Origin of the sequence: Arenicella chitinivorans (assembly GCF_014651515.1) — a bacterium.
GTDB classification, from domain to species: Bacteria; Pseudomonadota; Gammaproteobacteria; order Arenicellales; family Arenicellaceae; genus Arenicella; species Arenicella chitinivorans.
In genome coordinates this window covers 1109345-1121223 of record NZ_BMXA01000001.1, presented here as the reverse complement: position 1 = coordinate 1121223, position 11879 = coordinate 1109345, and the positions used below count along the sequence as shown (strand labels likewise).

General features: G+C 52.4%; 12 protein-coding genes. 10 read left to right on the top strand and 2 right to left on the bottom strand.

The window, feature by feature from the left end; genetic code table 11:
• Position 1 precedes the first annotated feature (1 nt).
• The 9 genes from IE055_RS04940 to IE055_RS04900 all read left to right on the top strand — a co-directional run bounded on the left by IE055_RS04940 (position 2) and on the right by IE055_RS04900 (position 7558).
• Positions 2-808 carry a heme ABC transporter ATP-binding protein gene (locus IE055_RS04940; protein ID WP_189398862.1) on the top strand — a complete coding sequence of 269 codons (807 nt, stop codon included), beginning with the start codon at positions 2-4 and terminating at the stop codon, positions 806-808.
• Positions 809-819: 11 nt separating this feature from the next.
• Complete coding sequence (cobU, locus tag IE055_RS04935; protein WP_189398952.1) at positions 820-1341, top strand: bifunctional adenosylcobinamide kinase/adenosylcobinamide-phosphate guanylyltransferase; 522 nt, start codon at positions 820-822, stop codon at positions 1339-1341.
• On the top strand, positions 1338-2291 hold the full coding sequence (gene cbiB, locus IE055_RS04930; protein ID WP_189398861.1) for an adenosylcobinamide-phosphate synthase CbiB: 954 nt from the start codon (positions 1338-1340) through the stop codon (positions 2289-2291). The genes cobU and cbiB overlap by 4 nt, the downstream gene beginning before the upstream one ends.
• Positions 2292-3356 (top strand): threonine-phosphate decarboxylase, encoded by a 1065-nt coding sequence (locus IE055_RS04925; protein ID WP_189398860.1) that lies wholly within the window; start codon positions 2292-2294, stop codon positions 3354-3356.
• 16 nt (positions 3357-3372) lie between these two features.
• Complete coding sequence (gene cobT / locus IE055_RS04920; RefSeq protein ID WP_189398859.1) at positions 3373-4410, top strand: nicotinate-nucleotide--dimethylbenzimidazole phosphoribosyltransferase; 1038 nt, start codon at positions 3373-3375, stop codon at positions 4408-4410.
• A 16-nt stretch (positions 4411-4426) separates the two neighbouring features.
• A complete protein-coding gene (locus IE055_RS04915) occupies positions 4427-5338 on the top strand; it encodes a cobalamin-binding protein (RefSeq protein ID WP_189398858.1) in 912 nt (303 codons plus the stop codon).
• On the top strand, positions 5338-6141 hold the full coding sequence (gene cobS, locus IE055_RS04910; RefSeq protein WP_189398857.1) for an adenosylcobinamide-GDP ribazoletransferase: 804 nt from the start codon (positions 5338-5340) through the stop codon (positions 6139-6141). The genes IE055_RS04915 and cobS overlap by 1 nt, the downstream gene beginning before the upstream one ends.
• On the top strand, positions 6138-6707 hold the full coding sequence (cobC, locus tag IE055_RS04905; protein ID WP_189398856.1) for an alpha-ribazole phosphatase: 570 nt from the start codon (positions 6138-6140) through the stop codon (positions 6705-6707). Before cobS ends, cobC begins: the two co-directional genes overlap by 4 nt.
• Positions 6708-6883: 176 nt before the next feature.
• Positions 6884-7558: a peptidoglycan-binding domain-containing protein gene (locus tag IE055_RS04900; protein ID WP_189398855.1), complete on the top strand. Its 675-nt coding sequence runs from the start codon at positions 6884-6886 to the stop codon at positions 7556-7558.
• A 1-nt stretch (position 7559) separates the two neighbouring features.
• Here the strand turns inward: IE055_RS04900 and IE055_RS04895 are convergent, their stop codons facing one another.
• Positions 7560-9020 carry an AAA family ATPase gene (locus tag IE055_RS04895; RefSeq protein ID WP_505603964.1) on the bottom strand — a complete coding sequence of 487 codons (1461 nt, stop codon included), beginning with the start codon at positions 9018-9020 and terminating at the stop codon, positions 7560-7562.
• Between the two features lie 164 nt (positions 9021-9184).
• On the opposite strand from IE055_RS04895, the gene IE055_RS04890 reads away from it, so the two are divergent.
• Positions 9185-10930, top strand: coding sequence for a tetratricopeptide repeat protein (locus tag IE055_RS04890; RefSeq protein ID WP_189398853.1), 1746 nt, complete (start codon positions 9185-9187; stop codon positions 10928-10930).
• A gap of 35 nt (positions 10931-10965) precedes the next feature.
• On the opposite strand, the gene IE055_RS04885 is transcribed toward IE055_RS04890, so the two are convergent.
• Positions 10966-11781: a PPK2 family polyphosphate kinase gene (locus IE055_RS04885; RefSeq protein ID WP_189398852.1), complete on the bottom strand. Its 816-nt coding sequence runs from the start codon at positions 11779-11781 to the stop codon at positions 10966-10968.
• Positions 11782-11879: the final 98 nt, after the last annotated feature.

Below are 11879 nucleotides of genomic sequence, written 5' to 3'. Positions count from 1 at the left end.
TATGCGAGTTCTCGACCTTAAAAATGTGTCAATCGCCAAACCCGGCTCGCCGTTAAGTCCGACCTCGGATGCCGCACCACACCGCTTGGTCGATTCCGTCAGCGCTGCCGTCGACGGCGGCGACATTCTCAGCATTATTGGCCCGAATGGCGCCGGAAAATCGACCTTACTCAAAGCCATTGCCGGTGACATTGCGTACACCGGACAATTAAAATTCAACGGCATTGAGTCAGATCCACGCCTGCGCGCTCGCCAGATCAGCGTCTTACCGCAGCTAAGTTTGCTTAATTTCCCATACCGCGTCACTGAAGTGGTCGGCCTCGCTCGGATTCCTCATCAAACCGGAGCCAAACGAGATCACGAAATAATCCAGCAAGCACTGCGCTTAATGGATATCGACTATTTAGCACAGCGTTTATATACTGAGCTGTCCGGCGGTGAAAAGCAACGCGTGCAGTTAGCGCGCGTATTGGCGCAAATTTGGGACGCGCAAGACGCTACCAATGGCACTCGCCTACTATTGCTTGACGAACCAACCGCGGCGTTGGATTTGGGGCACCAACAACAGTTGATGCATGCCATAAAAACCTTTGCCCAACAGGGTGTGGCGGTGGTCATGGTACTGCACGATATTAACCTAGCCGCACACTATTCGGACAAATTACTGGCCATGTTATGCAGTCAGCGGATCGCGTTCGGTAGTCCGCATGACGTTGTGCAACCACACATTATTAATCGTCTATTCAATATGGATGCGACCGTGATCAACCATCCAGAATCCAACTCGCCGATTGTGGTCGGCTGGTAACGATGCGCGCGATCAAACACCTAATTCTGGGCGGTGCACGCAGCGGTAAAAGTCGGTATGCCGAAGGGGTTTGTTCAGCCTTGCACCAGCAGCATCCTGAGACTGAACTCATTTATATTGCTACCGCGACTGCCGATGACAGTGAAATGGCCAAACGAATTGAGCAACATCAGCGTCGTCGCGGTTCGGAGTGGCAGCTACGGGAATGCGCGGTCGAGCTTGGCACAGCGTTAAGCGCGTGTCATGACCAAAGTATTGTGCTGATCGACTGTCTGACCCTTTGGCTTAGTAATTGCCTACACCGGGATTGTTGGCCGCATCAACGTGCGGCTCTTCTGAACGCAGTGCATGCTTTTGAGGGCACAGTGATCATGGTCAGCAACGAAGTTGGCGGCGGAATTGTGCCACTGGGACAATTATCACGCGAATTTGTCGATCAGAGCGGCTGGTTACATCAATCACTAGCAGCGCAATGCAGTGAAGTGAGCCTCGTGGTGGCTGGACTCCCCCTTAGCTTAAAACAACCGATATGATCACTACCTTTCTCATCCTTGCCTCCGCATTGCTATTGGACGCCCTACTGGGAGAACCAAAGCGTTGGCACCCGTTGGTCGGGTTCGGGCACGTTGCGCATTGGCTGGAGCGACGAGTTAATCGAACCAGCGTGCAGCCTGCGCGTGCCTTTCTCGGTGGGCTTGGCTGCGTAGTCATCTTACTCATCGTGCCGATAACCTTAATACAGGTCATGGCAGTTCAAGTGAACGACTACGCCACCTTGGCGCGAACCGTATTCGATGTATCGCTCGTCTATTGGGCCATCGGTTATCAAAGCTTACGACAGCATGTACTGGCTGTTTACGATGCGCTAAATGCCGAGCAACTTCAACGTGCACGTCTAGCACTGAGCATGATCGTAAGCCGTGACACCGAGCAACTCGACGCCCAAAAAATCAGTGCCGCGACCATCGAAACGACCTTGGAAAACGGCAATGATGCGGTTTTCGGGGTTTTATTCTGGTATCTGCTAGGCGGCGCTCCCATGGTCATTGCCTATCGTCTGAGTAATACCTTGGATGCCATGTGGGGCTACCGGACAGCCCAATTTGAATGGTTTGGTAAACCTGCGGCGTTACTGGACGATGCATTGAACTTTTTGCCTGCTCGACTGGTGGCAAGCAGCTACGCATTACTGGGAGACTACCGAACCGCAATTACCAGCTGGCGAGCGTTCGCGCCTTTGCTTGCGAGCCCCAATGCCGGCCCGGTGATGGCTGCCGGCGCGGGCAGTCTGAATTTGCAATTAGGTGGCACGGCGCAGTATCACAACACATCGGTGTTAAAACCGCAGTTCGGTGGCAACAAATCGCCTGACTCGGACGACATTCCACGTGCACTCTCTTTAGTCTCCGGAACCATCAAATTATGGCTCGCGGTAATCGCAGCGCTTGCTGTTGCCACTGCGTGGCCTCGGGTGTATTACTAGATGACAATCGCATCCAACAATAACGCCCTAATGCGTGCGCCAAAACACGGTGGTGATGTTGGTCGCGCCATCTTGCAATATGGCGGGTCAGCTCAAGATTGGCTTGACCTTTCCACTGGGATTAGCCCGTGGTCTTATCCCCTACCCAACATCGACGATGCGCTGTGGCATCAATTGCCTACTGAACCTACATCACTCAGCCTTGCCGCCGCCGATTACTATGGGTGCACTCGCGCGCATGTAGTGGCGACGCCAGGTTCACAACTCGCGATCAGGTTATTACCAACACTGTTACATGCGCAGTCCCACGTTGCCATTCCTCAGGTCGGATACCAAGAACATCGTTACGGCTGGCAACGGGCGGGACACCACATCCACTTTTATAAGGATTCAACAGAACTCAATACATTAGTGGCGACTCAGCAGGTGGAGCATGCGGTGGTTATAAACCCCAACAACCCAACCACAGAACGTTACACCGCAGAAGAACTGCGCGCCTTGGGCGACACACTTCGCGGCCTGCTGTTGGTTGACGAGGCATTTGCAGACACGGAGACCAGCTCTATGGTCGGCCAACTTGACGCGATGCCGAACCTTTTGATCCTAAGGTCGCCGGGTAAATTTTTCGGCTTGGCCGGTGCCAGAATCGGCTTCTTGTTGAGTCGGCATCGTATCGCCGATGCGCTTAAAACTCTGTTGATGCCGTGGTCCCTGAGTGCTCCGGCGTGTTATGTGGTGGAATCGGCCTTGCGTGACAAGGCATGGCAGGTCGCTCAACAACGGCGCATTCGACAAAGCCGCGACCACCAAGAACGACATTTAAGCCAGTTCCTCGCGAGCCGCAGCCCGACACTCGAACTACGCGTGGAATCACTTTATTGCTGTCTCTTAGGCGCAGCACAGCCCCTGTATGAGTTGCATCGCGCTCTCGCCCAGCAAAAAATCTGGACCCGCATAAACACGCCGCAAGAACCGGCACCCTGGCTACGGTTAGGATTGGCCGGACCGGCACGGGCACGCCTCAAAAGCGCGCTCGATAATGTGCTAAACCAACAATTAGACTGAACGAACCCGCTACCACATGAACACACACGCCGACTGGTTTTACACTGACTGCCCCACGATAGAACAACACTGGGTCGACCAGGGTCGCTCACACCAAGACACACTCACGAAACCCCCTGGTTCGCTGGGACGATTGGAACAAATCGCCATTGAGTTTTGTGGCTGGCAATCCACTCTTAGTCCTGAATGTGAACGGGTACAAATTAGCGTGTTCGCTGCCGACCACGGCATCGCTCAGCAAGGCGTCTCTGCGTTTCCTCCGGCGGTCACCGCGCAAATGGTGCAGAACTTTCTGGCTGGTGGTGCCGCCATCAGTGTCCTGTCCAGACACCTCAATGCTGAATTCCACGTCGTCAATTGCGGTGTTGCCACCGCATTGGCCGATGCGCCAACACTGGTCAACAAGCCCATCGCGCAGGGCACACAAGATTTTTCGTTTGAACCAGCCATGACGGAACTCCAATGCCATGCAGCACTCGCACTTGGTGCCCAGCAGATCTGTAACAGCCAACTATTTATTGGTGGTGAAATGGGTATCGGCAACACCAGCGCCGCATCGGCGATTTTGAGCTTGCTGCTAAACCAGCCCAGCGGCGTGACTGTTGGTCCCGGCACCGGACTGCAGCACGAAGGCATAACACATAAACAAGACCTAATTGGGAGAGCGATTGAGCATCATAAGCCCAACATTCGTGGCGCGCTCGATGTGCTACGCTGTGTTGGGGGATTTGAAATTGCAGCCCTGGTCGGCGCGTATATTCAAAGCGCGCAGCGCGGCATTCCCGTGCTAGTCGACGGCTTTATCACCACGGCTGCAGCACTCGTCGCGGTGAGACTCAACCCGAGTACTCGACCTTGGTTAATGTTTAGCCATCAGTCCGCAGAACCCGCTCACCAGCTTGCTTTATCGGCGATGGACGCAGTGCCAATACTGTCGTTGGAAATGCGACTCGGTGAAGGCAGCGGTGCCGCAATGGCTGTTCCGGTGATTCAAAATGCATTACGCCTGCATAACGGCATGGCGACCTTCCAACAAGCTGGTGTGAGCCAGTAATTCGAGAGATTTCCCAATGCGTCGATTAATTGTATTTAGCCTGCTACTTCTCGTTGCCTGTCAGCAGGAAACACAGACTACCAAGCAGATCGCATCCGACACCAGCGTCAGTGTGGTGGACTTTAGTGGCGCGACTGTCACGCTGAAGAAACCAGCTGAGCGAATTGTCTCGCTTGCGCCGCATATTACCGAAAATATCTATTCCGCTGGTGCTGGCAACAAATTGATTGGTGTCGTGTCCTACAGCGACTACCCTGCTGCAGTGACTGACTTGCCTCTGGTTGGCGGTTACGCCAGCATCAATGTGGAAAAAATAATTGAACTACAGCCCGATTTAATTATCAGCTGGGAGTCGGGGAATTCAACTGCCAGCATTCAGCAACTTCAGGCTTTAGGGTACCCCGTTTACATTGATCAACCAGACACACTGGCGGATGTGGCACACTCCATCAAGGACATTGGTGTGCTCAGCGGCACTACCGCAGAGGCGGCTAGAGTTGCGGAGAATTTTCTAATTAGTATCAAAGAGATAGAAGAACAATATAAATCAAAACCGACGCTAAAAACCTTTTATCAGGTATGGAATGACCCGTTGCAAACAATCAACGGAACACACATCATCAGCGACGCGATCGCGCTGTGTGGTGGGGTCAATATTTATGCAGACGAAGCAGTGATCGCCCCAGTGATCAATATTGAGTCGATTCTGGAGCGTAACCCCGATGCAATTATCGCCAGCGGTATGTCAAGCGCACGCCCTGACTGGCTCGATGAATGGTACGCTTGGCCAAGCATCAACGCGGTGCAAAATGACCACTTGTTCTTCGTGGACCCGGATCATATACAGCGTCACACGGTTCGAATTCTTCTGGGTATTAATACGATCTGCAAACAGCTGGATGCGGCACGCACACCATCCGAACTATAATGACCTTGAACTCGCCCCCCGATTGGCAACGTATTCTGGCCGCATTCATGTTCGCCACGCGACTCAGGCTGACTTGGTTCGACCGACTTACACCTGAGTCACATCAACAGTTTCGCCCTTTTATGCCACTGGTCGGTGGATTCGTTGGTGCCCTTGGAGCATTGGTATTCGCACTCTCAGATACACTACTGAATAACATTCCCATTGCCGTCGTGCTCTCGATGGCCGCCACGATTTTGCTAACCGGCGCCCTGCATGAAGACGGCCTGGCCGATTCCTGCGACGCCTTTGGTGGCCATGTTTCACGAGGCAAAGCACTGACCATCATGAAGGACAGTCGACTCGGCACCTACGGTGTGTGTGGATTATTCGTAGTCCTGCTTCTGAAGTGCCTTGCGTTGGTAGCGGTTGCCCAGACCCATTCAGTCTGGCTGTTCACCTTGATGTATATTGCCGCACATGCATTTAGCAGAAGTCTGGCTATTCGAACTAGCTGGCGATTGAACTATGCCTCGACGCTGGACGCCAGCAAATCTGAACCCGTGGTACGCGATGCCGTTACACAGCGAGATAAAGTGCTGTGCTTGGCCTTGGGGGCCACGCCATTAGCGATGCTTGCCACTACACAATTTTACCTTACACTCGGCGCTTTGGGACTGGCCGTGCTCGGCGCTTGGCGGGTCGAGGCCTTGAGTGAGCAACGAATTCAAGGGTATACCGGCGATGTTCTAGGCGCCGTTCAACAGGTTTCCGAACTCGGGTTTTATCTGGGTGTGTTGATCCTGATGGTACCCGCGACATGAGTCTGTATCTCGTTCGGCACACCACACCGGCGATCAAACCGGGTATCTGTTATGGTCGAACAGACCTATGTTTGTCGGCCACCGCCGAGCAAGAAATGGAAAATGTGCGACGTCGATTACCAAATCAGATTGACCTCGTTTTCAGCAGCCCTTTGCGTCGCTGCAATATCCTGGCACACCGATTAGCGAGTACGCCGATCCGGCAAATGGCCGGCTTATGCGAGCTTGATTTCGGGGATTGGGAAATGCAAGCCTGGGATACGCTTTCGCGTGACGCACTGGATCGTTGGGCCAATAATGTGTTCGAGTACGCACCACCGAACGGCGAAGCCCTCAAATCAATGCAACAGCGTGTGCTGCATAGTTGGCAGCATATCTGCGCGATACACCGAGGCATCAACGGCCACACCGCGGTGATCACTCACGCTGGTGTTATTCGAATAATCCATGCCTTTGAATTTGACTGGCCAATCGAACGGATGTTCGAGTTCGAAATCCCCTACGGAGGGATTGTGCAGTTCTCACACGGAGATACGGCGCTAAAACCGACGTTGAAAATTTTGTAACCTATCCAATTTCAAAATGCCGAAGTTTGTCAAACTTTTATCTTCACTGTAAATGCGCTATAACTCTCTATGGGTAGGATAAAATCTGACGCTTATTGCGGCTGCACGCTGTGCTGCTTCGCCAGTTGCTATACGGTCAGAACTTAGGCAATACAACAAACGATAATAATAGCTGTATGAATTCTACGCCCCAGAACAGTAATCCGTGCCTTGATGACGTGTCAGCCCCCCCGATACACCTGCGGCAACGATCACGCTACGCGTTCGTGGTCGCTGTGTTGGTAGTCCTTAGCGGTTGTGAGACAGGCCGTAAAGCCCTACCTGTGGAAGCACCGCCACCCGTGGTCGAACCGGAGATCAAGCCGGAGATATTTAGCGCTACGCCGATTAGAGCCGCACCGCGTACTTTGATCCGATTCGCCCAAACCGCATTGAAAAAACTAGGCTATAACATCGGTCGTGTGGATGGCCAGTGGGGACCGCGTTCTGCCCAAGCGATTCGTCAATTTGAGACTGACCGAGATTTATGGAGCGCAAACGGACATTTGTCGGAGCTGAACCTACACCACCTCACTGAGGAATCCGAACTTAGCTTGGCTAACTTCGAACGCGAAGAGAAACCGGCGCCAAAATCCATCGCCAACCAGCTGCGAGGTACCGCCCCACTCTCCAAGGGTGCGCAACTGATTATTATAGAACGCGAATACCAGGTGTTCGCCAAACCCAATCCGTACTCGGCTAAGTTAGCCCGCTTGGAACCCGGAACCGGAATTTATGTAGTCGCGAAGCAAGAGGGATGGTACGAAATCGAGTCGATCAATCGCATGAAGGGCTTCGTCAAAGCTGATTAGGTTAAACCGGTGTCGCACGATCCGCGGCCCAGTTTCTCAGCCCCTCAACGTGCTCTGCCATCAACACAGAGAGTGGCCTAGTGCTCGCCGCCAAGGCCAACAGCATCGCCGTGTCCATGGAGGCTGATTGCGCGTAACTCTGATACATCGCCGACACCACCAACTGCTCAAGCTCTGCACCTGAAAAGCCCGCCGTTGCCTCCGCCAGCGCGTCGGTGTCAAACGATTGAGCATCCTGCTCGCGAAGCGTTAGGTGTAGCTTAAGAACCTGAACACGCTCCGAAAAATCCGGTAGGTCAACAAAAAACACTTCGTCGAAACGCCCTTTGCGTAGTAGCTCGGGCGGCAGCGCCGATACATCGTTCGCCGTGGCTACCACAAACACACGATCCGTATTCTCGGATAACCAGTTTAAAAAGGTCCCTAACAGGCGACGCGAAGTATCGTCGGAGTTTGATACCGCAGAAAGGCCTTTCTCAATTTCGTCCAACCACAAGACACAAGGACTCATACCTGAAGCAGTGTCGAGTGCTGTGCGCAAATTTTCTTCGGTTTGACCGTGAAATCGATTGTAGAGCACGGCAAAATCCAAATACAACAAAGGGAGATTCCAAGCGCTGGCAACCGCTTTTGCCGCCATACTTTTGCCACAACCCTGCACACCAAGCAGCAACACTCCCTTGGGTATGTCTTGCCCTGGCAGGCTCACCTTACCCAAAAAGACGTCGCGGCGAAGCGCCAACCATTCTTTAAACTGCGTAAACCCAGCAATATCTTCCAAAGACTTATGCTCGAAACGTAATGCCAAAATACCGCCGCGATTCAACTCGTTGAACTTTTTACGCAGCGCCATGAGCAAATCCTGTCGATCCAATACACCATCATTCCAAATGGCTTCGCGCAACACTGATTCTGCATCTTGACGCGGCAGTCCGTTCACACTATCCAGCAAGGCTGCGGTAATTTTGCGTTCAGATAACTTCAGCTTTTCGCCACGCTCTGATTGCCATTCATTGGCGAGATCGGTCAACAGTGACTGTAATTGCTGCCGATTGGGAACCGGCAGACTCATCAGGGCAGCGCGGGATTTCAGTTCTGCCGGCATCGAAATCGCGGGCGACAAAAACACCAACGAATGTTGCGGCGAAGAAATCATGACGTCTTTAATAAATCGGATAGAGACGGGTTCATTGATGTAGTGATGAAAATCGACCAACACATAGACGCTGGGTTGAGAAGTACTCAAAATCTGACCAAACAATTGATTTATATCTCGATTTACCGATTGAGCTTGATAGCCTTCAGCCAGTCGTAGCAGGCCCTGCGTTACAGTCCATTGAAAGTACGCCTTGCTCGACCTCAGCGAAATTCGACGTAACTGTTCCATTACTTGCGCTTCCCGATCCGTCTCTAGCACGATCAACGGACGATTAGAGTCAATTAAGACCTCTAAATCATGCAAACTATCCAACAAAAACCCCTGTAACGCGTTTTGGAATGCAGTCCAGCTACATTCATTTATCTCATGACCTTATGGTACTATAGTAGGTCGTTCCTGAGGGATGAGATTTGCTTGGTCAGCTCATCCATTTTGCTATTTTAACTGGCCAGCATATGAACACGAAAATGCCGTCAAAACCTTCCAGACTTGAAATTGAATCGGCGCTCAAGGGTCCCAAACAACCGAAGCGAAGAAAAGCCCGGCCTGTGGATCAGGGCAAGCTAGATCTAGATACGCCACCAAGACGGCAACAGGTCATTGGCGGCGACCTCACCGGGGTCGCAGGTTCGCAACGCTCTGGTCTGTTTAATCGCTTTGCTGATATCGGCCTGAGCTATTGGATCGCCGGTGGTATGGTAGCCGTAATCTTGTTGGCATTTTTTTGGCCTAAGGCGACCGATTCAACGCGCGAAGTGACGCAGGCCGAAGCCATGATGCGCGACCAATTGGTGAGTAGCATCGAACCCATTCCCGGTGCGGAAGCCACTGTGCTACCTGACGAACCCAACTTTACCCGTGAAAGCGACCTAAACCGAGCTGAAGAGTTTCGTCGTCAGGAAGAGCAACAACGCCAGATATCAGCCTTGATTGCCAAAGCCGAAGAGCACATCGCCAATAACCGACTCACTGTCCCAAAAACAAGCAATGCGGTACAAAGTTACTTGGCGGCACTGGCAATTGACCCAACTAATAACGCGGCAAAGAGTGGGCTCGACGATTTAAAAGATCGCTTTCTAACATCGGGGTTCAATGCACTGGAACAAGATAATGAGGCGCCCGCCCGTCAGGCATTGCAGCAGTTAGCAGCGATTGATAAGGATGCCGAACAGTACGCCGATCTCGCTCAGGCGATTGAAGATTGGCGCGCAGACAAGAAAGTCCAGACATTCTTGAGCAAAGCGAATGCGGCGTTCAAAAAAGACAATCTGATTTTACCAGCGCAAGCAAACGCACTGTACTTCTTCCGTGAAGCATTGGCCGTCGATGCCAACAATAAGGCGGCTCAAGCAGGCATCCAAGACATTGCGGATTCATTTATTGCAAAAGCAAATGAGGCGGTGATCGAAGGTAAATACCAGGCCGCCGCCGCGCACTTGGCCACAGTTAGCGTGATTGATCCAACACACAGCTCCATTGCCTTGATCGAAGCAATGATTACCAACGCCATACCCCTCAATGCGGCGAGCAATGAAACGACGCAGATCGCTGGTATACCAGCGGAGACGGCAAATCAATCCACAGAATCAGCGCAATCCAGCAACGACACTGACGCGTCGAACCCAGTATCAAATGCCGATCCAGTAGATTTAGACTCCCCTTTTCAAGCGCCAGATCGCCCAAGCATAGAACGTACCCCAGCGCTGCAAGCGAGTGAACAAGCCGACTTTGATCGACAGTATCTTAAACAGGGGCTGGATGCCTACTACAAAGGGGACTACGAGACCGCAGCGGCGTTGTTACAACCTCTGGCGGACAAAGGTGTGGCTCGCGCACAGTTTCGCTTGGCGTATATGCACTTTTTAGGGCGCGGATTCTCGGCCAATCGCCAAGAAGCAGACCGTCGAATTCGTGCTGCCCTGCCCGCGATTCGTAAATTTGCTGAAGAAGGCCGAGCCTGGGCGCAATCTGATTTGGGCAGCTTATACGAAGATGGGCTGGTGCTGGCACGCGATTACAGTGAAGCCGTGCGCTGGTATCGACTCGCTGCCGAGCAAGGTTACCCGGGTGCGCAAACCAACCTGGGCATGATGTACGCACGCGGTCGTGGCGTGACCAACAGTCGGCGAACGGCCATTGAGTGGTTTCAGCGTGCGGCCAAACAAGGCGACAGTGTTGCCAAGCACAATTTAGAAGCACTCGGCGTCAATTAAATCAAGTAGATACAAAGATTATCTACGCTAAAAGATTAAGAGATGGAGTCGACCGTGTACTTGGTAGGGTCAAACTCTGGAGCTGGATACTCTGGATTCATATCTCGCAGCGTATCGCGAATGACACTGGCCACCATGAGATCCCGGAATTTGCGGTTTTCGGCCGGCACTACATACCACGGCGCTTCTGGACTGGCACAGCGTTGTATCGCCGCTTCGAAGGCTGACATGTATTGGCTCCAATGCTCGCGCTCGTACAAATCACCTGGATTAAACTTCCAGTGCTTCTCAGGATTCTCAAGCCGGTTCTTAAAACGGTTAAGCTGATAGTCCTTCGAAATATTTAGCATAAACTTGATCACTCGAGTTCCGCGATCGGCCAGCAAACCCTCGAAGTTATTAATATGATTGTAGCGGCGATCAATAATTGCCTCGTCCGCCCAGCCGTGTACCTTAACCACCAGAACGTCTTCGTAGTGCGAACGGTTGAACAAAGCGATGTCTCCAGCCCTTGGTGCTGCCTGATGAACTCGCCAGAGAAAATCGTGTGACAACTCCACTTTACTCGGCTTTTTGAAGGCTTTAACGTAGCACCCATGCGCGCTTAGCGCCGAGGTAAGTTTGCCGATAGAACTGTCTTTACCGGCGGCATCCATTGCTTGAAACACAATGAGCAACGACTGTTTTCCTTCAGCGTACAAGCGCTCATGCCATTCATCGACTTCTTGCCAGACCTCTCGACAAGCGTCTTTCAGGTCGTCATTTTTCATTCCACCGTCGTACTCGGTCGGCATATCGCTGAGGCTAAAATCGCCACCAGTGCAGCGAAACTGATCAAAATTAATGGTCATGTGGTGTCCTGCTCTGTCGTTAAAGAACGCCCGAATCAATGTAGGCGCCGCTTGAGTTAATTTTGCATGCAAGTACACCATGGTATTGGTAAACTCCA